Origin of the sequence: uncultured Paracoccus sp. (assembly GCF_947487305.1) — a bacterium.
In the GTDB taxonomy this organism is placed as follows: Bacteria; Pseudomonadota; Alphaproteobacteria; order Rhodobacterales; family Rhodobacteraceae; genus Paracoccus.
Map to the genome: position 1 here is coordinate 39,598 of NZ_CANKWH010000010.1, position 22,599 is coordinate 62,196.

The 22,599-nt window shown below is 65.3% G+C and carries 17 protein-coding genes; 14 read left to right on the forward strand and 3 right to left on the reverse strand.

Going from position 1 to position 22,599, the window contains the following annotated elements; genetic code table 11:
• Positions 1-362: 362 nt before the first annotated feature.
• Genes Q1A36_RS13120 through Q1A36_RS13140 form a run of 5 tightly spaced genes read left to right on the forward strand, consistent with a single transcriptional unit; the run spans position 363 to position 5,244 of the window.
• Positions 363-1,343 carry a TRAP transporter substrate-binding protein gene (locus tag Q1A36_RS13120; RefSeq protein WP_299844722.1) on the forward strand — a complete coding sequence of 327 codons (981 nt, stop codon included), beginning with the start codon at positions 363-365 and terminating at the stop codon, positions 1,341-1,343.
• A gap of 57 nt (positions 1,344-1,400) precedes the next feature.
• On the forward strand, positions 1,401-2,000 hold the full coding sequence (locus Q1A36_RS13125; RefSeq protein ID WP_299844725.1) for a TRAP transporter small permease: 600 nt from the start codon (positions 1,401-1,403) through the stop codon (positions 1,998-2,000).
• Positions 2,000-3,286, forward strand: a complete 1,287-nt coding sequence (locus tag Q1A36_RS13130) for a TRAP transporter large permease (RefSeq protein ID WP_299844728.1) — start codon at positions 2,000-2,002, stop codon at positions 3,284-3,286. Before Q1A36_RS13125 ends, Q1A36_RS13130 begins: the two co-directional genes overlap by 1 nt.
• Before the next feature lie 4 nt (positions 3,287-3,290).
• Positions 3,291-4,478, forward strand: coding sequence for a CoA transferase (locus Q1A36_RS13135; protein WP_299844731.1), 1,188 nt, complete (start codon positions 3,291-3,293; stop codon positions 4,476-4,478).
• On the forward strand, positions 4,471-5,244 hold the full coding sequence (locus tag Q1A36_RS13140) for an enoyl-CoA hydratase (protein WP_299844734.1): 774 nt from the start codon (positions 4,471-4,473) through the stop codon (positions 5,242-5,244). The genes Q1A36_RS13135 and Q1A36_RS13140 overlap by 8 nt, the downstream gene beginning before the upstream one ends.
• Before the next feature lie 7 nt (positions 5,245-5,251).
• Here the strand turns inward: Q1A36_RS13140 and Q1A36_RS13145 are convergent, their stop codons facing one another.
• A complete protein-coding gene (locus Q1A36_RS13145; protein ID WP_299844737.1) occupies positions 5,252-5,935 on the reverse strand; it encodes a GntR family transcriptional regulator in 684 nt (227 codons plus the stop codon).
• Positions 5,932-8,832 carry an FAD-binding and (Fe-S)-binding domain-containing protein gene (locus Q1A36_RS13150; protein WP_299844740.1) on the reverse strand — a complete coding sequence of 967 codons (2,901 nt, stop codon included), beginning with the start codon at positions 8,830-8,832 and terminating at the stop codon, positions 5,932-5,934. Before Q1A36_RS13150 ends, Q1A36_RS13145 begins: the two co-directional genes overlap by 4 nt.
• A 118-nt stretch (positions 8,833-8,950) precedes the next feature.
• On the opposite strand from Q1A36_RS13150, the gene Q1A36_RS13155 reads away from it, so the two are divergent.
• Positions 8,951-10,141, forward strand: coding sequence for an aminotransferase class V-fold PLP-dependent enzyme (locus Q1A36_RS13155; RefSeq protein ID WP_299844743.1), 1,191 nt, complete (start codon positions 8,951-8,953; stop codon positions 10,139-10,141).
• Between the two features lie 8 nt (positions 10,142-10,149).
• Here the strand turns inward: Q1A36_RS13155 and Q1A36_RS13160 are convergent, their stop codons facing one another.
• Positions 10,150-10,575, reverse strand: coding sequence for a heme-binding protein (locus tag Q1A36_RS13160; RefSeq protein ID WP_299844746.1), 426 nt, complete (start codon positions 10,573-10,575; stop codon positions 10,150-10,152).
• Positions 10,576-11,784: 1,209 nt separating this feature from the next.
• On the opposite strand from Q1A36_RS13160, the gene Q1A36_RS13165 reads away from it, so the two are divergent.
• The 8 genes from Q1A36_RS13165 (at position 11,785) to fdhF (ending at position 22,597) form a co-directional block, all read left to right on the forward strand.
• Entirely contained in the window at positions 11,785-14,490 is a 2,706-nt protein-coding gene (locus Q1A36_RS13165; protein WP_299844749.1) for a molybdopterin cofactor-binding domain-containing protein, read from the forward strand.
• Positions 14,487-15,008: a (2Fe-2S)-binding protein gene (locus Q1A36_RS13170; protein ID WP_299844752.1), complete on the forward strand. Its 522-nt coding sequence runs from the start codon at positions 14,487-14,489 to the stop codon at positions 15,006-15,008. Before Q1A36_RS13165 ends, Q1A36_RS13170 begins: the two co-directional genes overlap by 4 nt.
• Entirely contained in the window at positions 15,005-15,943 is a 939-nt protein-coding gene (locus Q1A36_RS13175) for a hypothetical protein (RefSeq protein WP_299844755.1), read from the forward strand. The genes Q1A36_RS13170 and Q1A36_RS13175 overlap by 4 nt, the downstream gene beginning before the upstream one ends.
• Positions 15,940-16,611, forward strand: coding sequence for a Crp/Fnr family transcriptional regulator (locus Q1A36_RS13180; protein ID WP_299844758.1), 672 nt, complete (start codon positions 15,940-15,942; stop codon positions 16,609-16,611). The genes Q1A36_RS13175 and Q1A36_RS13180 overlap by 4 nt, the downstream gene beginning before the upstream one ends.
• Positions 16,612-16,693: 82 nt before the next feature.
• Positions 16,694-17,590, forward strand: a complete 897-nt coding sequence (locus Q1A36_RS13185; protein WP_299844761.1) for a LysR family transcriptional regulator — start codon at positions 16,694-16,696, stop codon at positions 17,588-17,590.
• Positions 17,591-17,676: 86 nt separating this feature from the next.
• The gene (locus Q1A36_RS13190) at positions 17,677-18,153 is read left to right on the forward strand and encodes a formate dehydrogenase subunit gamma (protein WP_299844764.1); all 477 of its coding nucleotides are present in this window, start codon (positions 17,677-17,679) and stop codon (positions 18,151-18,153) included.
• The gene (locus Q1A36_RS13195; RefSeq protein ID WP_299844767.1) at positions 18,150-19,667 is read left to right on the forward strand and encodes an NADH-quinone oxidoreductase subunit NuoF; all 1,518 of its coding nucleotides are present in this window, start codon (positions 18,150-18,152) and stop codon (positions 19,665-19,667) included. The genes Q1A36_RS13190 and Q1A36_RS13195 overlap by 4 nt, the downstream gene beginning before the upstream one ends.
• On the forward strand, positions 19,664-22,597 hold the full coding sequence (gene fdhF / locus Q1A36_RS13200; RefSeq protein WP_299844770.1) for a formate dehydrogenase subunit alpha: 2,934 nt from the start codon (positions 19,664-19,666) through the stop codon (positions 22,595-22,597). The genes Q1A36_RS13195 and fdhF overlap by 4 nt, the downstream gene beginning before the upstream one ends.
• The last annotated feature ends 2 nt before the right edge of the window (positions 22,598-22,599 follow it).

Here is a 22,599-nt window from a genome sequence, read left to right on the forward strand (position 1 = left end):
GTCAATGTCTTGGAATTTCCCTGCCGGTGCATCTCCACCGCTTGGCCATATAGATGTTGACCGATTACAGAATCATTCATTATACATAATGCAAAATTACGCCGAATGTCGGGGAGGGCATCAGGTCGTGATCCGGGACAGAATTGTCAGCGTCAGAACCGCCCGCGCCGGTCATCCGCGCGGCCTTCGGGTGCGCTGACCATGACCCGGCGCGCCAGTGATCCGATCTTCCTGCCGCCGCCTTTCCATCCATGCCGTCGTCCCGAGCGCTTTGGCGCGACTGCGGCCTCTGGCCGGACTGTGACGCGGCCAGAACAGCGGGCAGCCGCACTGACAAGACGAGAAATCAGGGAGGAAGAACAATGAGGGTCAAGCAATTGCTGGCCGCCGCAGTGTTGGCGGCAACGGGGATGGTGACGCAGGCCGCAGCCCAGACCGAGATCAAGTTCGGCCATGTTGGCGAGCCGGGATCGCTGTTCGATCAAAGCGCGACCGAATTCGCCAAGCGCGCCAACGAGAAGCTCGGAGACAAGGCCAAGGTGGTCGTCTATGGCTCGAGCCAGCTGGGCGACGACAAGTCGATGCTGCAGAAGATCAAGCTGGGCACGATCGACATGGCGCTGCCCTCGACCATCATGTCATCGATGGTGCCGGTCTTCGGCCTGTTTGAGATGCCCTATCTGGTTCATGACCGCGAGCATATGGGCCGCATCCGCGACGAGATCGTCACCCCGACGCTGATCCCCGAGGCCGAGAAGGCCGGCTATCGCGTTCTGGGTGTCTGGGAAAACGGCTTTCGCCAGATCACCAACAACGCCCATCCGATCAACACGCCCGGCGATCTGAAAGGCATCAAGCTGCGCGTCCCGAGCGGTGAATGGCGGGTGAAAATGTTCCAGAGCTATGGTGCCAGCCCCAGTCCGATGTCCTTTTCCGAGGTCTTCGTGGCGCTGCAGACCGGGGTCATGGACGGGCAGGAAAACCCCTATGCCCAGATCTATCCCTCGCGCTTCTACGAGGTGCAGAAATACCTGTCGAAGTCAAACCACGTCTATACGCCCGGCTATGTCGTGGCTGGCCGGTCCTGGGACAAGCTTGATCCCGAGGTCCAGCAGGTGCTGCAGGACACAGCCGTCGAGATGCAGGATGTCGTCTACGAGATCGCGGCGGGGCTGGATACCGACCTGCTGCAGAAGCTGACCGAGGAGGGGATGGAGGTGAACGAGGTCGATACCGCCGCCTTCGTCGAGGCCAGCAAGCCGATCTATGACGAGTTCGCGGCCGCCATTCCCGGCGCGGCCGAGATGATCGCCAAGGCGCAATCGCTGGCCCCCGGCCAGTAACGCCTGCCGGGGTTCGCCCATCGGCGGACCCCTCGCTTTCCACCACGGGAGAGATCCATGACGACGCTGACCTTCCGGCGGGGATTCGAATCCCTGCTCGAGATCATCACGGCCCTGATCGTGGCGGCGATGACCCTGCTGATCGTGATGGGCACGGTCTATCGCTATATGGGATCGGCGCTCAGCTGGTATGACGAGGTGGCCTCGGTCGGGCTGGTCTGGATGACCTATTTCGGCTCGGCGCTGGCGGCGCTGAAGGGCGCGCATATTGGCTTTCCGGGCATCGTGAACGCCATGCCGGTGCGCTGGCGCGTCGCCGCCACGATCTTCTCCGAGGCTTGCATCTTCCTGTTCTTCGGCCTCGTGGCCTATGCCGGGCTGCAGGTGCTGGTGATCCTCGAGGGCATGACGCTGGTCTCGCTACCCAGGGTCTCGGTGCAGCTCACGCAGTCGATCATCCCCATCGGTGCCGCGCTGTTCATGATTGCCGAGGCCATGCGCCTGCCCGAGGTGATGCGCGACGCGCGGGGCCAGGGCTTCGTCGATCACGAGATCAAGGAGGCGCTTGGCGACATCTCGAACACGCCCTTGGAATCGGATGATGCCAGCGTGCCCTCGGCCAGCCATCGCCGTGCCAGCCAAAGCGGAGACGCCTGATGACCATTGGATACATGCTTCTGGGGATGTTCGTTCTGGCGCTTTTGAACGTCCCGATTGCGGTGGCGCTGGGGATCGTCGCGATCACCGCCATCGTCGTGGTGCAGGGCGTCGACATGCTGCCCAACCTGGCGCTGACCATGTATGACGGCGCCTCCAGCTTTCCGCTGCTGGCGATCCCGCTTTTCGTGCTGGCCGGGTCGATCATGAACGCCTCGTCCATCTCGCGGCGGCTGATCGCGCTCGCGTCGGCGCTGGTCGGCTTTGTCCGGGGTGGGCTGTCCTTCGTGGTCATCGGCGCCTCGATGTTCTTTGCCGAAATTTCAGGTTCCGCTGTCGCCGGTGTCGCCGCGCTGGGGTCGATCCTGATCCCGGCGATGCGCAAGAAGGGCTACTCCAAGGAATTCTCGGCGGCGATCTGTTCCTCGGCCTCGAGCCTCGCGATCATCCTGCCGCCCTCGATCCCGATGATCCTCTATGCGGTCATGGCGCAGCAATCGGTGGTCAAGATGTTCATCGCCGGCTTCGGTCCCGGGATCGTCGGCGCCATCTGCCTTGCCGTCGCCGCCTATGTGCAGGCGCGGCGGCATAATTTCCCGGTCGAGGAGCGGTTTCAGATCTCGAATGTCTGGCTGCGCTTCAAGGAGGCGGGCTGGGCGCTGATGCTGCCGGTGATCATCCTCGGCGGCATCTTCGGCGGCATCGTCACGGCAACCGAGGGCGCGGCGCTGGCGGTGGTCGCCGCGCTCTTCATCTCGGGCGTGATCTATCGCGAGTTCGATGTCCGCGCGCTGTACAAGGCACTGATCGACAGCGGGGTGCAGACGGCGGTGGTGATGCTGCTGGTGGCCTCTAGCTACCTGATCGGCGGCTTCCTGACCGAGGCGCAGCTGCCGCAGCAACTGGCGCAGGCCATCGGCGGGGTGACCGAGAACAAGTATCTGATCCTGCTGATGCTGAACGTCGCTTTCCTGATCCTCGGCATGTTCCTGCATTCGGCGGCGGCGATCATTCTGGTGGTGCCGATCGTCATGCCGATGGTGTTGGCCGCCGGGATCGACCCGGTGCATTTCGGGCTGGTGGTGACGCTGAACCTCGCCATCGGCCAGCAGACCCCGCCGGTGGCCTCGGTGCTGATCGCGGCCTGTTCCATCGCCCGCTCGGATATCTGGGAGACGACCAAGGTCAATCTGCCCTTCATCCTCGCCCTGCTGGCGCTGTTGATGATCTGCACCTACCTGCCCGGCGTCTCGCTGCTGCTGGTTCACCTGATCTATGGAGGCTGAGGCCATGAGCGATGCTGAACGACCCCTGCCGCTGAAGGGCATCCGCGTCTTGGACGTGAGCCAGGTGATGGCCGGCCCGTTTGCCTGCATGTTGCTGGGTGATCTGGGTGCCGATGTGATCAAGGTGGAACCCCCGACCGGCGACCAGACTCGCAGCGCCATGGGCTTCCGGTTGAAGGGCGATGACAGCCTTGGATTCCTCAACATGAACCGCAACAAGCGGTCCATCGCGCTGGACCTGAAATCCACTGACGACCGCGAGATCTTTCTGGAACTCGCGAAGACGGCGGATGTGATCGTCGAGAATTATCGCCCCGGCGTGGTGGCCAAGCTGGGCATCGACTACGACACGATCCGCGCGATCAATCCCGGCATCATCTATGCCAGCATCTCGGGCTTCGGTCAGACCGGGCCATGGTCGCAGCGACCGGGGTTCGACCTGATGGCACAGGCGGCCTCGGGGATCATGTCGATCACCGGCCATCCCGACGGCCCGCCGGCGAAGTCGGGGGGGCCGCTGGCCGATATCGGCTGCTCGCTCTTCGCGGTCTACGGCATCCTCTCGGCCTATATAGGGCGGCAGGCGGGCGGGCAGGGCCAGTTCATCGATGCCTCGCTTTACGAGGCCGGGTTGTCCTTCGCGGTCTGGGACATCTGCGATTTCTGGGGCACCGGGAACATTCCCGAACGGATCGGCACCGCCAACCGCATGGCTGCGCCCTATCAGGCGGTGCGCGCCAGCGACGGGTATTTCGTGCTGGGGGCGAATAATGACCGGCTGTACCGCCGGCTCTGCGAGACCATCGGGCGCCCCGAGCTGATCGAGCATCCCGATTACGCAACCAATGCCTTGCGCATGGCAAACCGCGAGGCGCTGATCGCCGAGCTGGAGCAGGTTCTGGTCACGCAAAGCCGGGACCATTGGGTTCAGGCCCTGCTGACGGCGGGCATCCCTGCCGGCTCGATCATGGATTACGCCGAGGCGCTGGGGAACGAGCAGGCCGAGGCGCGCGGCATGGTCATGCCCATTCGCCACCCGGTCGAGGGCGAGGTGAAGAATATCGGCTTTCCGGTAAAGCTGCGCGGCACGCCGCAGCAGGTCCGCCGCCACCCGCCGCTGCTGGACGAGCACCGGGCCGAGTTGCTGCGCGAGCTGGGCATGGAAAACCGCCGCGAGGCCGCCGATGTCTGAACCCGGCGATGTCAGGCTGCGGATCGACGGACCGGTCGCCCATGTGACCTTTGACCGGCCATCGGCGCGCAATGCAATGACCTTCGCCATGTATGCGCGGCTGGGGGAAATCTGCGATCAGCTTGCGGCACGCGACGACCTCAGCGCCATCGTCTTTCGTGGCGCAGGCGGGGCGTTTGTTGCCGGGACCGATATTTCCGAGTTTATCGCGTTCAAGGATGGCGCGGACGGTGTCGCCTATGAAGATCGCATCGATGCCGCAATGCTGGCCCTGACCCGGCTGCCGGCGCCGACGCTGGCGGTGATCGACGGCGCGGCGGTCGGTGGCGGACTGGCGATTGCCGCCGCCTGCGACCTGCGGATCGTGACGCCTGCGGCGAAGTTCGGCGTGCCCATTGCGCGAACCGTCGGCAACTGCCTCTCGGCTGCCAATATCGCCCGGCTCACGCGCGCCTTCGGTGATGGCCCGGTGCGCCGGATGCTGTTGCTCTCTGAATTTCTGGATGGCGAGACGGTTCACGGCTTGGGTTTTGCCAGTGCCTGCGTGGCAGCGGACCAGTTGCAGGCCGAGGCAGATCGCCAGATCGCACGGCTCTGCGAGGCCGCGCCGCTGACCATCGCGGCCTGCCGCGAGATCTTCGGCCGGCTCTCGGCCCGTGCCCCGGAGGACCGCGACATCATCGCCCGCGTCTATGGCAGCGCGGATTTCCGCGAAGGGGTCGCGGCCTTTCTGGACAAGCGCAAACCGGTCTGGTCGGGGCGCTGAGCCGCGGTCAGCCGCCCTGCTGTCCCAGCAGGCTTTCCCGCAGGGTGACGCTGGTCTTTTCCAGATGGTCCTTCAGGATCACCGACAGCGCCGCGCCATCGCGCGCCGCCAGCCGGTCAAGGATCAGTTCATGTTCGGCCATGGCCTGATCCCACCGTTCGCGGGTCATGTTCGCCATGTAACGCCCGCGCCGCACCCGCGTCGACAGCGAGCGGTAATGCACGGTCAGCGTGTCGTTATGCGCCGCCGCAAGGATCGCCTCGTGGATCTGCTGGTTCAGCGCGAAATACTCGGGCAGTTCGCCCGCCTTGTAATGCCCGAGCATCCGGTTGTGCAGCGCCCGGATCGCCTCGACCTCATCATCGGTGATCTGCTTGCAGGCCAGTTCCCCCGCCAGCGCCTCCAGCGCGGCCATGACCGGGAACATCTCGTCCAGATCCTCGACCGTGATGGCGCTGACCCAGGCGCCGCGATTGGGCTCCAGGTTCACCAGCCCGTCGGTCGCCAGCACCTTCAGCGCCTCGCGCAGCGGGGTGCGCGACACGCCGTAAAGCTCGCACAGATCCTTTTCGGGCACCTTCTGGCCCATCGGCAGCTGCCCCGAGACGATCATCTCGCGCAGCGCCTCGGTCAGTTCCTCGTGCAGCGAACGGCGGCGCAGCGGGGTTCCTGTGCGGGTGGTCAGGTTCATGCCAACGCCGTCTCCGCCAGTGACCGCTCGAACAGGCGCGCGACATGCATGGCGCGGCGCCCGGTGCCATCGGCGATCTGGTGACGGCACGAGGTGCCATCGGCCAGGACGATGGTTTCCGGCGCGGCGGCGCGAAGGGCGGGAAACAGGCTCAGCTCTCCCATCTGACGCGAAATCTCCTCGGTCTCGATGCCATAGCCAAAGGCCCCGGCCATGCCGCAACAACTTGTCTCGATCACCTGAATATCCGTTTCCGGCAGCAGGGCCAATGCCTTCTGGACGGCGGGCATGACATCCATCGCCTTCTGGTGGCAATGACCGTGCAGCAGGATGCGCGCGCCGGGCGGGCGCAGCGGCAGGTTCAGCCGGCCGGCCTCGTGTTCCTCGGCCAGGTATTCCTCGAACATCTTGGCGGCAGCGGCGATGCGGTCGGTTTCCGGCCCCGGCAGCAGCGCCGGGATTTCATCACGCAGGGTCAGCAGGCTCGACGGTTCCAGCCCGATGATGGTTCGCTCGGCCTCGACATGCGGTGTCAGGGCCGCGATCAGCCGGGCGGCCTCGGCGCGGGCGCGGTCGACCAGACCCACCGACAGGAAGGTGCGGCCGCAATTCAGTGGGCCGCCGCCATCCACGGGGCGCGCCACGGTGACGCGGCGACCTGCGGCTTCCAGCACCCGGGCAGCGGCGCGCAGGTTCTCGGGTTCGAACCAGCGGTTGAAGGGGTCGGCGAAGAGGACGACATCGGCGCCCTCGGCCCCCGGCAACTCGTCATCGCGGAACGGGCGCGCGGACCACTGGGGCAGGGGCCGCCGCGCCGAAAAGCCGGTCGGACCCTGCATCAGCCGCGCCATGAGCGGGATGCGGTTGCGCAGGTTCAGAAGACCCGAGAGCCGCGCGGCATAGGGGGCATAGACCGGCAGGAAGGCCACCAGCCGCTCGTGCAGGCTGAGACCGCGCGTTTTCACCCGCGCCGCCAGTACCTCGATCTTCATCTTCGCCATGTCCACGCCGGTCGGGCATTCGCGCTTGCATCCCTTGCAGGACACGCAGAGCTTCAGGCTCTCGGCCATTGCGTCCGAGGTCAGTGCATCCGGGCCAAGCTGCCCCGAGATCGCGAGCCTGAGCGTATTGGCGCGCCCGCGCGTCACATGCTGCTCGGCCCGGGTCACGCGGTAAGAGGGGCACATGGTCCCGCCGGCCAGCTTGCGGCAGGCGCCGTTGTTGTTGCACATCTCGACCGCGCCCTGAAAGCCGCCGCCCTGACCGGGCCATGCCGACCAGTCGAAGGCGGTTGCCAGCGGGGCAACCGCGTAATCCGGGGCAAAGCGGAACAGGCTGCGATCGTCCATCTTCGGGGCATCGACGATCTTGCCGGGGTTCAGCCGGCGCTCGGGATCGAAGCGGTCCTTCACCTCGCGGAACAGGCTGGTGATCTGGGACCCGAACATGCGTTCATGGAATTCGGAGCGCACGATGCCGTCGCCATGCTCGCCCGAATGCGAGCCCTTGTATTTCGCCACCAGCGCAAAGGCCTCTTCGGCAATGGCGCGCATCCGTTTGACATCGGCGTCCAGCTTGAGGTTCAGGACCGGGCGCACATGCAGGCAGCCGACCGAGGCATGGGCATACCAGGTACCCTTGGTGCCGTGGCGCTGGAATACCTCGGTCAACTCGCTGGTGTAGTCGGCGAGGTCGGGCAGTGCGACGGCGCAATCCTCGACGAAAGAGACGGGTTTCCCCTCCTGCTTCATCGACATCATGATGTTGAGGCCGGATTTGCGCACCTCGGCAATCTGGGTTTGCAACCGCTGGTCGGTGATCGTCACCACACCGCCCCAGCCCTTGCCCTGACCCCGCCAGTCAAAGCCCAGATCACCCATGCACTGCTCCAACAGCCGCAGCTTTTCGGCATTGGCGCCCGCATCGCCCTCGTCGAACTCCACCAGCAGCAGCGCCTCGGGGGTGCCCTGCACGAAACGTTCGATGGTGGGGCGGAACAGCGGGATCTGGCGCGAAAGGCCGATCATCGTGGCATCGACCAGTTCCACCGACAGCGGGTCAAGCGCCACCAGATGCTGCGTCGCCGCCATTGCCTGGTAGAAGCTGGGGAAATGGCAGACGCCCAGCACACGCTGGCCGACCAGCGGCCAGAGCCGCAGTTCGATCCTGGTGAAATAGGCCAGCGTGCCTTCGCTGCCGACCAGGAGATGCGACAGGTTGATCGGCTGGTTCGACGGCACCAGCGCGTCGATGTTATAGCCGCCGACGCGGCGGGTGAGTTTCGGGATGCGGTCCTCGATCAGTGCGGCATTCTCGCGGCCAAGGTCCAGCAGCGGGTCCACCAGTTCGGCGCCCGGCCCGCCCGACTGGTCCAGCGGGCCGAAGGTCGCCACCGTGCCATCGGCCATGATCGCCTCGATCGACAGCACGTTGTTGCGCATGGTGCCATAGCGCAGCGAGCGGCCACCGCAGGAATTGTTGGCCACCATGCCGCCGATGGTGGCGCGCGAGGCGGTGGAGACATCGACCGGGAACCACAGCCCATAGGGTTTCAGCGCGCGGTTCAGGTCGTCGAGCACGATCCCCGGCTCGACCACCACCCGGCGATTTTCGGGGTCCAGTTCGAGGATGCGGTTGAAATGCACCGAGTTGTCGAGGATCAGCCCGGAATTCACCGTCTGGCCGCATTGCGAGGTGCCGCCGCCCCGGCCGGTGACCGGCACGCCCGCCGCCCGCGCCGCGGCCAGCGCGATCTCGACATCCTCGCGCCCGGTCGGGATCGCCACGCCCTGCGGCATGATCTGATAGAACGAGGCATCGGTGGAATAGCGCCCGCGCGAGAAGGGGTCGAACAGGATCTCGCCCCGGAAGTCCTGCCGCAAAGCCTGATCCAGCATCCCGCCCCCTCGTCCAACGTCTCTCGTCACAAGCCTGTTGACTCAGGACTAGTCGAAATGAATATATAATGCAAAATTAAAAACGCAACTTGGGCATCTGGCCCAGAGGGAGGACAAGATGACCCAGCGCGCCGGCCGCCATTTCCTGCAGATCCCCGGCCCCAGCCCGGTTCCCGACCGCGTGCTGCGCGCCATCTCGGCGCAGGTGATCGACCATCGCGGCCCGGATTTCGCCGGCGTCGGGCGGCAGGCGCTGGACGGCATGAAGCAGGTCTTCAAGACCCGTCAGGATGTCATCATCTATCCTGCCTCGGGCACCGGCGCGTGGGAGGCCGCGCTGGTCAATGCGCTGTCCGAGGGCGACCGGGTGCTGATGTACGAGACCGGGCATTTCGCCGCCATGTGGAAGAAGATGGCCGAAAAGCTGGGTCTTGTCCCCGAATTCATCGCCGGCGACTGGCGCGGAGGCGCCGATCCCGATGCCATCGAGGCGCGGCTGCGGGCGGACAAGGACCATGAGATCAAGGCGGTCTGCGTGGTCCATAACGAGACCTCGACCGGCTCGGTCTCGCCCGTGGTCGAGGTGCGGCAGGCCATCGATGCGGCAGGTCATTCGGCGCTGCTGATGGTCGACACGATCTCGGGCCTCGCCTCGATCGATTTCCGCTTTGACGACTGGGGCGTCGATGTTGCGGTCTCGGGATCGCAGAAGGGGCTGATGCTGCCACCGGGGATTTCCTTCAACGCAGTCAGCGAAAAGGCGATGGCGGTCTCGGAAGCGGGCGGGATGCGGCGATCCTATTGGGACTGGCGCGAGATGAAGGCCAGCAATGCCACTGGCTATTTCCCCTATACGCCGGCGACCAACCTGCTGTTCGGGCTGAACGAGGCGATTGCCATTCTGCACGAGGAGGGGCTGGAGAACGTCTTTGCCCGGCATCAGCGGCATGGCGCGGCGACGCGCGCCGCCGTGCGGCAGTGGGGGCTGGAGGTGTTGTGCCAGCGGCAGGGACAGGAAAGCGGTGTGCTTACGGCGGTCATGATGCCCGAGGGTCACAGCGCCGATGCCTTCCGCGCCACGGCGCTGAAGCATTACGATATTTCGCTGGGCAACGGCCTGTCGAAGGTCGCCGACAAGGTGTTCCGCATCGGCCATCTGGGCGACATCAACGACCTGACGCTGATCGGGACACTGACCGGGGTGGAACTCGGGCTGCGCAAGGCCGGGGTGCCGCATCGGGCGGGCGGCGTCGATGCGGCGATGGCGGTGCTGGATGAGACCGCCGCGCCGGGGATCGCTGTCGAATAACGGGTGGCTCAGCCGCCATCCGCGACCAGACCGGCCGCCTCGATGGCGCGCTTGGCGCAGGTCTCGTCATTGTCGGAACTGTCGCCGGTGATGCCGACGGCGCCGATGATCCGCCCCTCGTGGCGGATCAGCACGCCGCCCGGCACCGGAACCAGCTTGCCGCCCGCCAGCGCATTCATCGACTGGATGAAATAGGGCTGGTCCTTCGCGCGCTCGAAAATGGTGCGCGAGCCGAGACCCAGCGCCACCGCCCCCTTGGCCTTGCCCTGCGCAATCTCGGGCCGCAGCGTGCTGGTGCCATCCTGCCGCAGCAGCACCTTCAGATTGCCGGCCGCATCGATCACCGCCACGGTGATCGGCTTCAGGCCCATCTCAGCGGCGATCGACAGGCAATCGTCGGCGATCCTGCGCGCGGTGGTCAGGTCAAGCTCCATGGTCGTCTCCTCTTCAACTCCTGCCGGGCATTTCGGCCCGGCCCGGCAAGGTTTGTGCGCGATAATAAGGGGACTGGCCAGAACCTCAGGGCCGGAGGTGGGAACAATCTGTGCCTAAAAGATGAGTCAGATGATCGTTTCGACTACTTCAAGGTTAATATTCTTAACGCAAGTGTCGTGCAGGCGACATTCGCTCTGCGTGTATCGGCTAGGTTGGTGGTGTAGCTAGTGCCGGTTCGGAAGCATCGTGACGGTTTCGCGTTCTCACCTCGTTTCCGTTTTTGTTCAAGGTGTTGTTGCCATTGTCGTTCGCCCACCAGCAGATGTTCCCTCAGACATCTTCCTTCGCGTTCCTTGGCGGGGGCGTGAAGGCCGACAATGATGACGCTCGGACCTGGTCGGGATCGACTTAACTGGGGTTGACCGACCAGGTCCAAAAATCCCCCCGCACCCGACGGTGCTGCGGCAGTGCAGCCCCGTTGTCAGCCGGGATGTGGTGGTTTTTCCGCCCGGTCTTTTCGACGATACTTCCGGCTGGCTTGGCAGCACCGGGCGGGCCGTCGACGGAACGGGCGGTTTTCGGAGGCGGCTTCCCCTGCTGCCGCTTGTCCGCTGCGCAGACCTGTCTTGCCCGAGTCCCCCCGGGCCGGACAGATCCGCTGATTTCGCCCGGCATCGACAGGAACCCTCCTGATGGTGTCGGGTGAAAGGCGTTGTGAGCGGATGACTTCGCGCCGGGATGGCCGAAGCCTCCGTCAAGTCAGGAACTCACGTGCGCCATCTTTGGCGCGGGTCGTTGGTGCTTGCGCCTCTGTAATCCAAAGGCTTTGGAACCACTCCCGATCCGCGACGAAACGCCGCGAACGCTGGCAAGGGGCCGGAAAAGCCCTGCGCTGGCCTCGATTTCTCCGCTCCCGGTTGTGATCTGGTCCGAATATTTTACTTGCGGCTGTTAACCTTTTTGTCTTTGATGGCAGGTGAACTACCTGTTTCAATTCGAGTATCGGACGATTTATCGGTCCCGCCCGCTTCGCTGCCAAAGACGGGAGCCAACAGATGTCCGCGTCTCGGACCAAGCCGGGTTTGGCCGGTGCCATAACGGCTGACGGCCGGTTGAGCCGGCGCAGTTTCATCGCATCCGCCAGCGGGTTGATCGCCGTTACGGTTCTGGGCCTTCCCCGCGCAGCGTCCGCGCATTCCACGCAGCCGATGACTTTCCCCCCGGGCGCGCTGGGGAAACCGGGCACCGCCACACAGCGCATCGACGGCCTTGCCAAGGTGCGCGGCGACAAGGTCTTTGCCCGGGACTATGCCGCGCGGGACATGCCGGGCTGGCCTGCCGCGCAATGGCACGCCCTCTATCTCTATGCGCTGACCACCGATCACGCATTTCTGGGGCTGGACCTGTCGGGACTGACCAAGGCCGCTCAGCCCCGGCGCATCGTCTATGGCGATGACATGTCGAAATCACTGCGCTCGCCCAAACTGGTCCGCCGCCGCGATCTGGCCATCGACGAGAAGCTGCAGCAGGCCGGGCAGACCGGCAAGCAGCGGCAAGGCTTCGACCGGCCGACCGGGCAGGAGTTTGACCTGATCGTGCAGCCGGGCGCGACTCCGAACTATCTCGGCCAGGCGGTCGCGCTGTTACTCTTCGACAGTGCCGCCGCCTGTCGCGCGGCGCAGCGCGAGATGCGCTTTCGCGATAGCGACTTTCAGGCCTATGCCGCAGATGTCAGCCGGTCCGAGAATATGGGAGAGATTTTCCCGCCCCAGACGACCTATGTGAAATACGATCTGAACGGCCAGCAGTTCAGCTATGCCAGCGCCGATCCCGAGAATTACCTGGCCGAGGTGCCGGGCTGGCAGGGCAGGATCGCCGCCGAGATCGCGGCCCATCCCGATTACATCACCCAGCCCATCGCCTGCGACATGCAGGCCACGGACCCGATGTTCCTCGAACCGGAAGCCGGGCTGGTCTGGTATGACGCCGAGACGGCGGCGCTGAACATCGTCCTTGGCACGCAATCGCCCGATGGCGATGTCCGCGACCTTGCCGGGATGTTCGGCTCGGCGGATTCCCCGGTGAAGGTCGAGGCGATCAACCTGACCCCCTGCTCCCCGGGCGGCGGCTTCGGCGGGCGCGACAGTTCACCCTTCACGCTGATGCTGGCGCTGGCGGCACCCTTTGCCGAAGGCAACCCGGTCCGTCTGGCGCTGGACCGGTTCGAGCAGTTCCGCACCGGGTTGAAGCGCCACGGCACCATCGTCAAGGGCGCGCTGACCGCCGCGCCCGACATGTCTCTGAAACTGGTCGAGATGAATTTCGCCTTCGACGGCGGTGGGCGCAAGAACCTCAGCCCCTATTGCGCGGCGCTGGCGGCGCTCTGCGCCGGCGGCGCCTATCAACTGCCGATGGCGAACATCTTTGCCGAGGCGCGGCACAGCCAGAACATCTCGGGCGGGTCGCAGCGGGGCTTTGGCGGCCCGCAGGCCTATTTCGCAATCGAGACCGCGCTGGATGATCTGGCGGCAGGGCAGGGCTGGGACCCTGTGGCGCTGCGCCGCGCCAATCTGGCGACAGAAACCAGCACCACGGTCGCGGGCGGGCCGATCGCGCAGGAATTGCGGCTGGCCGAGATGCTGGACCTTGCCGCGGCGCATCCGCTGTGGCGCGACCGTGCCGCGATCAAGGCCGGGTTCGCCGCGCGGGGCATTAGCTATGGCACCGGCCTTGCCCTGTCGCTGCAGGCCTATGGCACCTCGGGCGATGGCATGGTCGCGGCGGTCAGGATGGCCCCGGATGGCAGTTTCAGCGTGCAGTCCGATGCGGTCGACATGGGCAATGGCTCGGCCACGACGCTGGCCGTGGCGATCGGTGAGTATCTGGGCACCAATGCCAGCAGCATCGAGATGGCGGATTATGACCTCTTCGGCCAGACCGGATTGACGACAGATGATCCGGAAAAGCAGCGTTGGGCCAATCCGCGCTGGACGGCGAAAAGCACCGGCTCGTCATCGGCCTGCCTGACCGGGCTGCATCAGGTCCATACCGTCAAGGAAACGGCGCGCGCCATGTTCGAGGGCAGCATCCTGCCCGCAGCCCGGCGGCTCTGGCAGCTGCCCGACCTGGTGTCGAGCGACGTGGCATGGGTGGGCGGATTGCTGGTCGACATCAGGGGATTCATGCCGCCCCTGAGCCATCGGCAGTTGGCGCAGGACATCTACGCCAGCCTTGGCACCGACACGCCGCTGCCGACCGGTGCCTTGGGTCATGCCTATTTCCAGTCGGACTGGGCCGAGGCCGATTTCGATACAGCCGGTGGCAGGTTGCGCCTGCGCCTCGACGGTCTCGCCTGTTACGGCGCGGAGGGCGCGGCGCCCAAGCCGATCCCGCGCCAGAACACCATCGGCCCCGATGCCCTGACCACCCGCTATTCCCGCTATGTCTGGGCGCCCTGCCTGAACGTGATCGGGTTGACGGTCGACCGCGCGAATGGCCGGGTCGAGCTGCAGAACGTGCTGAGCGTCCTGAACGCCGGGCGCATCCATGTGCCGGAACTGGTCTCGGGCCAATCGCAGGGCGGGATCGCCATGGCCCTTGGTTATGCGCTGATGGAGGACATGCCGGAGGGGATGGAGGGGCCGGCCAACGGGCTCTGGAACCTGAACCGCTATCATTTGCCGCGCATGGCCGATCTGCCGCTGGCCACCAGCTATGCACCCGACCTTCGGGCACAGGAACTGGTGGTCCTGAAGGAAACGCCGGGCGATGGCCGGGCCGGGCGCGGCATTGCCGAGGCGGTCATGTGTTCGGTCGCGCCGGCGATTTCGAACGCGCTCTTCGATGCGGTCGGGCGACGCTATGCCTCGCTGCCGATCACGCCGCAGAAGATCCTGCAGGGGTTGGCGTCATGAGCATCCGTTTCACCGTCAATGGCCAGCCGCAAGAGGTCGCCGATACGCGCGGCACGGATCGGCTGATCGATTATCTGCATGACGACCTGAACCTGACCGGCACCAAGTTCGGCTGCGGCATCGGCGTCTGCCGGGCCTGCACCGTGGTCATGGCCAAGGCACCGAACCCCGCCGGCACGCAGATCGTCAGCTGTTCGACCCCGCTGTCACTGCTGGCGGGGGCCGAGATCACCACCATCGAAGGCGTCACGCCGAAAGAAGGACTACTGCCGATCCAGCAGGCCTTTCTCAGCCATTTCGCGTTCCAATGCGGCTATTGCGCGCCGGGCTTCGTGATGGCAGCCCAGCTGTTCCTCGAGGGGCTGGCGGCCCGGCCTGTTCCTGTTGACCAGCTGGACGCGGCGATCGCCCGCGCCATCGGCGATCATATCTGCCGCTGTTCCGGCTATGTACGGTATGCGCAGGCGCTGAAAGAGGTTGCGCTGTCGGTTCTGGCCCAAGGGGGCGACGCGACATGATCCGGGCGCTGCTTCTCGCAACGGCGGCGCTGCTGACGGTCGCAGCCGGTGTCTCGGCCCAGACCAGCCATCAGGCCTATGCCCAACAATGCCGGGAAGCCATCGGCGATCTGCCCGATTTTTCCTGCGCCGATGGCGTGCCGGTGCCGGTCACACAGGACGGGCAGGAGGTGCGAACTCCGGTGCCGGGCATGACCTGCGACCGGCCCTCGCTTCTGGACAATGGCACGGGTTCCGATGGCCAATGCGTGCCGCATTCCCGCATCCTGAACCTTTCGACCGACCGCATGATGGTTTCGGTCATGTGCCGTCAGAAGGTCATCCGCGCGGCGGACAGTCTGGACTTTGACGACATCGATGTGATCGCCCACAACCCAGCGACAGGGGCGACCTGCTGGTTCCAGGCTTCGGGCAGTGATGGGCAACCGGTGTCGGGCCGGACGGTGCGCTCGCCCACGGCGGGACAGGATGACGGTTTCTGGAAGGCGCCGGAGGACGTGGCCACGGATGGCTGTGGCAATTGCCATGACAACGACCCTTTCATGTATTCGCCCTTCGTCGGGCAGGTCATCTCGGAACTGCCGGCTGCGCCCTTCGGCCCCTATTTCCATGTCGGTCCGGAATTCGGCTTCGACGCATGGCCGACGCGGACCTTTGATCTCGCGGACAACACCTGCCTCTCGTGTCACCGCATCGGCACCGATCAGACCTGCGGCGCGCTGACCCGGGTGATGACGGGTCAGACCGTCCCGACCGGGGCCGACGCGCTGGCCCGCAGCTATGCCTTCACCCATGCCATGCCACCGGATTTCAATCAGGATATCGAAACTTGGACGACAATCTACGGCCCTGCCATCGACCAGATCCGCTCTTGCTGCCTCGATCCCGATCAGGCCGCCTGCCGACCGACCTTGCTGCCAGGGGCCGATCCGTGAGGAACAGCACGGCCTTCCCCAATCTCCTGCGCGCGAATATCCTGGCCAACCTGCCCGACGAGACCAGAACCAGTTTTATCGACCAGTGCCTCGTCCGCTGCCACAGCGCGCCGGTCGAGATCCTGACCCAAGGCGTGCCGGCGGCGGGGCTGTTTCTCGTCGCGCATGGCCGGGTCGAGGTCAGCCATTGCGATGAGGACGGGAACAGCTCGCTGATCTATATCGCCGGGGCCGGCGAGGTTCTGGGCGAGGTCGAGGCGCTGACCGACAATCCCTGCGCGGCAAGCTGCACCACGCTACCGAACACCACGCTTCTGTTCTGCCCGACCGCCCAGATCATCGAGCGCATCGGCTCGGTGCAGTTCTTCCGCAACATCCTGTCGACCATGTATGAACGGCTGATGCGCGACAACCGGCTGCTGATCATCAACCAGTTCTACACGCTGGATCAGCGGCTCTGCATCTACCTGGGTCAGCTGAGCAGCCCCAACCGTCCCGATGTCGAGATCAGCCAGGCGCAGCTGGCCGGGATGATCGGCTGCTCGCGTCAGGCCATCAACCGCAAGCTGGCGAAGCTGCAGGACGAGGGCCTGATAGGGCTTGGCAAGGGCAAGATCCGCGTGCTGGACCGCGAGGGGCTGGAACGGATGGGCGACGTGGTACGCTAGAGCGCGGAGCGGCATCTCGTGTGTTGCATCGGCCCGCGCCTTCGCCACAGCATGACCGGGGAAGCCGCGCCGGAGGATTCGCGTGATCGACAAGCTGGAAATGTTCCTTGCCGTCGCCAAGGAAGGCCATTTCGGCCGCGCGGCGCAAAGCCTCGGGATCACCCAGCCCTCGCTGTCCGCCGGGATCAAGCAGCTTGAGGGGCAGCTGGGCGTTCTGTTGATCCTGCGCGGCTCGCGCTATGGCGGGCTCACGCCCGAGGGCGAGAAGGCGCTGCTCTGGGCGCGTCGCATCGTCGGCGATGCCCGGCAGCTGCGCGAGGAAATGCGGGTGGCGCGGCACGGTCTGGCCGGCCGTTTGCGCATCGCCGTGATCCCGACCGCTCTGCCCTGGGCCGCCCGCGTCTCGGCGCATTTCCGCAAGGCGCATCCCCATGTGGAATTCACCTTCCTGTCGCGGACCTCGATCGAGATCCTGCAAATGCTGGACGGGCTCGAGGTGGATGCCGGGATCTCCTACCTGGACAACGAACCCCTGGGAAAGGTGACGTCGGTCAGGCTCTACAACGAGCGGTACATGATCATCGCCCGCGAGGATCATCCCTTTGCCAAGGCCGATTCGCTGCCCTGGTCGGCGCTGGACGGGCAGCCCCTATGCCTCTTGACCGCCGACATGCAGAACCGCCGGATCATCAATCGCGCCTTTGCCGAGGCCGGTATCGTGCCCCGGGTGGCGGTCGAGGCGAATTCGACCATCGTCATGGTCTCGCAGGTCCTTGCCGAGAATGCGCTGACCATTCTGCCCGAGGGCATCGCCGCGTTCCTGACCGAGGGAAAACCCTTGAAACTGATCGCCTTGGAGGGCGCGACGCCCAATCACGCCGTCGGCCTGATCGCCCCGTGGCGCGACCCGGAACCGCCGGCGATCAAGGCGCTGCTGACCGAGACAAGGCGGCTGGTCAGGGTCTCGGACGATAGTTGATGCCTATCGATTAACGGATCATCGATATTGATTTGGCGTGCGACTAACGGCTTAGCTGCCCCATCCAATTCGATGAAAGGCCAGCTATGCTTGATCGAGCGCAAGCCCCATCCACCGAGGAGATCCGCGAGGTCGTGACGCCGCTCGCCGGGCTCGAGGGTCCGCTGCTGCCGATGCTGCACGCCTTGCAGGACACCTATGGGCTGATCCCCGAGGGCGCCGTGCCGGTGCTGGCCGATCTCCTGAACCTTGGCCGGGCCGAGGTGCATGGCGTCATCAGCTTCTACCACGATTTCCGCGATCACCCGACCGGGCGGCATGTGCTGAAGATCTGCCGGGCCGAGGCCTGCCAGTCGATGGGTGGCAACGCGCTGGCTGCCGCGACGCTGAAGAAGCTGGGGGTCGACTGGCATGGGACCACCGCCGATGGCGCGGTGACGGTCGAGCCGATCTATTGCCTTGGCCTCTGCGCCTGCGCCCCGGCGGCGATGCTGGATGGCCGCGTGGTCGGGCGGCTGGACGAGGATCGCATGGGCAAGCTGCTGGCGGAGGTCCGGGCATGAAGATCTATGTTCCGATGGACAGCGCCGCCACGGCGCTTGGTGCCGACGAGGTGGCCAAGGCGCTGGCGCGCGAGATCGCGGCGCGGGGCCTCGACGCCCAGATCATCCGCAACGGCACGCGCGGCATGATCTGGCTGGAGCCGCTGGTCGAGATCGACCGGGGCGATGGCCGGATGGGCTATGGCCCGGTGACGCCCGCCGATGTGCCGGCGATCCTTGACGGTAGCGCGCAGAGCCTTGGCCCGGTCGAGGAGATCCCCTTCTTCGCCAACCAGACCCGGCTGACCTTTGCCCGCTGCGGGGTGATCGATCCGCTGGACCTGGATGACTACGCGGCCCATGGCGGGCTGGCGGGTCTGACCCGTGCCATTGCCATGAGCTCGGCAGAAATCGTGCAGGAGGTTGCCGACAGCGGGCTGCGCGGGCGCGGCGGGGCGGGGTTCCCGACCGGCATCAAGTGGAAGACCGTGGCCGAGGCCGATGCCGATCAGAAATACATCGTCTGCAATGCCGACGAGGGCGACAGCGGCACCTTTGCCGACCGGATGATCATGGAGGGCGACCCCTTCACCCTGATCGAGGGCATGGCCATCGCCGGTCTCGGCGTGGGCGCGACCCGCGGCTATGTCTATCTGCGCAGCGAATATCCCGATGCCATCCGGGTGATGCGGGCGGCGGTGAAGATCGCCCGCCAGCGCGGGGTGCTGGGCGCGGATGTGCTCGGTTCGGGCCGGGCCTTCGACATGGAGATCCGGCAGGGTGCCGGGGCCTATGTCTGCGGCGAGGAAACCAGCCTTCTGAACAGCCTCGAGGGCAAGCGCGGCGTGGTCCGCGCCAAGCCGCCACTGCCGGCGCTGGAGGGGTTTCTGGGCAGGCCCACGGTCGTCAACAACGTCATCAGCCTCGCGACCGTGCCGGTCATCTTCGAGAAGGGCGCGCAGCATTATGCCGATTTCGGCCTCGGCCGCTCGCGCGGCACGGTGACGCTGCAGATCGCCGGGAACGTGAAACATGGCGGGCTATATGAAACCGCCTTCGGGCTGACGCTTGGCGAGGTGGTAAACGGCATCGGAGGCGGCACCGCAACCGGACGTCCGGTCAAGGCGGTGCAGGTCGGCGGGCCGCTGGGGGCCTATATGCCGGTCAGCAAGTTCGACACGCCCGTGGGCTATGAAGAATTTGACAAGAACGGCGGACTGATCGGCCATGCCGGGCTGGTGGTCTTTGACGACAGTGCCGACATGCTGCAGATGGCCCGCTTCGCCATGGAGTTCTGCGCCGTGGAAAGCTGCGGCAAATGCACCCCCTGCCGCATCGGCGCGGTGCGCGGCGTCGAGACCATCGACCGCATCGCCGCCGGCGATCCCGGTGCTGCCGACCTCTTGACCGATCTTTGCGAGACAATGAAGGACGGCTCGCTTTGCGCCTTGGGGGGCTTCACCCCCTTCCCGGTCATGTCGGCGCTGACGCAATTCCCCGATGACTTCGTCTGCCAGAAGGAAGCCGCCGAATGAAGGATTTCATCATCCCCCAATTCGCCCCCGGCGATGATCGCGACATGGGCACCCCCGCGCGCACCGGTGCGCCCGTCACCCTGCTGATCGACGGCTTTCCCGTCACCGTGGCCGAGGGCACCTCGGTCATGCGCGCCGCCTTCGAGGCCGGGATCGAGGTTCCGAAGCTGTGCGCCAGCGACAACCTGGAAGCCTTCGGCTCCTGTCGGCTCTGCGTGGTCGAGATCGAGGGGCGGCGCGGGCTGCCGGCCTCCTGCACCACGCCGGTCAGCGAGGGCATGGTGGTCCATACCCAGTCCGAGAAGGTCCGCAAGATCCGTCGCGGGGTGATGGAGCTCTATATCAGCGACCACCCGCTGGACTGCCTGACCTGCTCGGCCAATGGCGATTGCGAATTGCAGGACGCCGCCGGTCAGGTGGGTCTGCGCGATGTGCGCTATACGCCGGGCGAGAACCATTTCGACCCCTCGGGAACCGGCGCGCGAAGCCAGTCCGAGGCGCGTCTCAGGATGCCCACAGGCGAGGCCAACCCGCTTTATACCCCCAAGGATAACAGCAACCCCTATTTCAGCTTCGATTCCTCGAAATGCATCGTCTGCTCGCGTTGCGTTCGGGCCTGTGAAGAGGTGCAGGGCACATTCGCCCTGACCATCGAGGGAAGGGGCTTTGACAGCCGGGTCAAGGCCGGGGCGGTCGGGGATGATTTCCTCAGCTCGGATTGCGTTAGCTGTGGCGCCTGCGTGCAGGCCTGCCCGACCGCGACCCTGCAGGAGAAATCGGTCATCACCATGGGCACGCCCACCCGCTCGATCATCACCACCTGCGCCTATTGCGGGGTCGGCTGTTCGTTCAAGGCAGAGCTGAACGGCGATCAGCTGGTGCGCATGGTGCCTTACAAGCATGGCAAGGCCAATCGCGGACATAGCTGCGTCAAGGGCCGCTTTGCCTATGGCTATGCGGCGCACAAGGACCGCATCCTGAAGCCGATGATCCGCGAGACCATCGACCAGCCTTGGCGCGAGGTCAGCTGGGACGAGGCGCTGAGCTTTGCCGCCAACCGGATGAAGGGGCTGCAGGAGCAATATGGCCGCCAGTCGGTCGGCGTCATCACCTCCTCGCGCTGCACCAATGAGGAAACCTATCTGGTGCAGAAGCTGACCCGCGCGGTCTTCAAGAACAACAATACCGATACCTGCGCCCGCGTCTGCCATTCGCCCACCGGCTACGGCCTCGGCAAGACCTATGGCACCTCGGCCGGGACGCAGGATTTCGACAGCGTCGAGGAAACCGATGTGGTCGTCGTGATCGGCGCCAATCCGACCGACGGTCATCCGGTCTTTGCCAGCCGGCTGAAAAAGCGGCTGCGCGAGGGTGCCAAGCTGATCGTCATCGACCCGCGCCGCACCGATATCGTCCGCTCGGCCCATATCGAGGCGCAGTATCACCTGCCGCTGCGCCCCGGCACCAATGTCGCCGTGGTCTCGGCCATTGCCCATGTGATCGTGACCGAGGGCCTCTTCAACGAGGATTTCATCCGCACCCGCTGTGACTGGGACGAATTCCAGTTCTATGCCGAGTTCATCAGCGACCCGCGCCACAGCCCCGAAGCGACCCAGCTTCTGACCGGCGTGCCGGCGGCCGATCTGCGCGCCGCAGCGCGGCTCTATGCCACCGGCGGCAACGGCTCGATCTATTACGGGCTTGGCGTGACCGAGCACAGTCAGGGCTCGACCACGGTCATGGGCATCGCCAACCTTGCCATGCTGACTGGCAATATCGGCCGCCCCGGCGTGGGGGTGAACCCGCTGCGCGGCCAGAACAATGTTCAGGGCTCGTGCGACATGGGGTCCTTCCCGCATGAACTGCCGGGCTATCGCCATGTGAAGCTGCCCGATGTGCGGGCGATCTTCGAGAAGGCCTGGGGCGTCGAGATCGATCCCGAGCCCGGCCTGCGCATCCCCAATATGCTGGATGCGGCAGTCGAGGGCCGGTTCAAGGGTCTCTACTGCCAGGGCGAAGACATCCTGCAATCGGACCCCGACACCCATCACGTCGCGGCGGGGCTTGCGGCCATGGACTGTGTCATCGTCCATGACCTGTTCCTGAACGAGACGGCAAACTACGCCCATGTCTTCCTGCCGGGTTCCTCTTTCCTCGAGAAGGATGGCACCTTCACCAATGCCGAGCGCCGCATCAATCGCGTGCGCAAGGTGATGGCACCGCTCAATGGCTACGAGGACTGGGAGGTGACGCAGCTTCTGGCGAATGCCATGGGCGCGGACTGGCATTACACCCATCCAAGCCAGATCATGGACGAGATCGCGGCGACCACGCCCAGCTTTGCCGGGGTGAATTACGAAATGCTCGAGGAAAAGGGGTCGGTGCAATGGCCCTGCAACGAGGCAGTGCCCGACGGCACGCCGCTGATGCATGTCGATGGCTTCGTCTCGGGCAAGGGCCGGTTCATGGTCACCGAATATGTCGCCACCGATGAACGCACCGGCCCGCGCTTCCCGCTGTTGCTGACCACCGGGCGGATCCTGTCGCATTACAATGTCGGTGCGCAGACGCGGCGCACGGATAACGTGGCATGGCATCCCGAGGATCTGCTGGAGATCCATCCCCATGATGCCGAGGTACGCGGCGTGAAGGAGGGTGACTGGGTACGGTTGGCCAGCCGGGCGGGTGAGACCACCCTGCGCGCCACCCTGACCGACCGGGTCAGCCCGGGTGTGGTCTATACCACCTTCCACCACCCGACGACGCAGGCCAATGTCATCACCACCGATTTCTCGGACTGGGCGACCAATTGCCCGGAATACAAGGTGACGGCGGTGCAGATCAGCCCCTCGAACGGGCCTTCGGAATGGCAGGAACGCTATAACGAGCAGGCCGAGCGCTCGCGCCGCATCCTGCCGGCGGCGGAATGACC

Excerpts from the sequence above, each read along its gene's own strand:
- Q1A36_RS13130 (WP_299844728.1), top strand. The coding sequence starts at position 2,000 with ATGACCATTGGATACATGCTTCTGGGGATGTTCGTTCTGGCGCTTTTG.
- Q1A36_RS13170 (WP_299844752.1), top strand. The coding sequence starts at position 14,487 with ATGAGCATCCGTTTCACCGTCAATGGCCAGCCGCAAGAGGTCGCCGAT.
- Q1A36_RS13140 (WP_299844734.1), top strand. The coding sequence starts at position 4,471 with ATGTCTGAACCCGGCGATGTCAGGCTGCGGATCGACGGACCGGTCGCC.
- Q1A36_RS13160 (WP_299844746.1), bottom strand. The coding sequence starts at position 10,575 with ATGGAGCTTGACCTGACCACCGCGCGCAGGATCGCCGACGATTGCCTG.
- Q1A36_RS13175 (WP_299844755.1), top strand. The coding sequence starts at position 15,005 with ATGATCCGGGCGCTGCTTCTCGCAACGGCGGCGCTGCTGACGGTCGCA.
- Q1A36_RS13145 (WP_299844737.1), bottom strand. The coding sequence starts at position 5,935 with ATGAACCTGACCACCCGCACAGGAACCCCGCTGCGCCGCCGTTCGCTG.
- Q1A36_RS13150 (WP_299844740.1), bottom strand. The coding sequence starts at position 8,832 with ATGCTGGATCAGGCTTTGCGGCAGGACTTCCGGGGCGAGATCCTGTTC.
- Q1A36_RS13120 (WP_299844722.1), top strand. The coding sequence starts at position 363 with ATGAGGGTCAAGCAATTGCTGGCCGCCGCAGTGTTGGCGGCAACGGGG.
- Q1A36_RS13135 (WP_299844731.1), top strand. The coding sequence starts at position 3,291 with ATGAGCGATGCTGAACGACCCCTGCCGCTGAAGGGCATCCGCGTCTTG.
- Q1A36_RS13155 (WP_299844743.1), top strand. The coding sequence starts at position 8,951 with ATGACCCAGCGCGCCGGCCGCCATTTCCTGCAGATCCCCGGCCCCAGC.
- Q1A36_RS13195 (WP_299844767.1), top strand. The coding sequence starts at position 18,150 with ATGAAGATCTATGTTCCGATGGACAGCGCCGCCACGGCGCTTGGTGCC.
- Q1A36_RS13165 (WP_299844749.1), top strand. The coding sequence starts at position 11,785 with ATGACTTTCCCCCCGGGCGCGCTGGGGAAACCGGGCACCGCCACACAG.
- Q1A36_RS13125 (WP_299844725.1), top strand. The coding sequence starts at position 1,401 with ATGACGACGCTGACCTTCCGGCGGGGATTCGAATCCCTGCTCGAGATC.
- fdhF (WP_299844770.1), top strand. The coding sequence starts at position 19,664 with ATGAAGGATTTCATCATCCCCCAATTCGCCCCCGGCGATGATCGCGAC.
- Q1A36_RS13190 (WP_299844764.1), top strand. The coding sequence starts at position 17,677 with ATGCTTGATCGAGCGCAAGCCCCATCCACCGAGGAGATCCGCGAGGTC.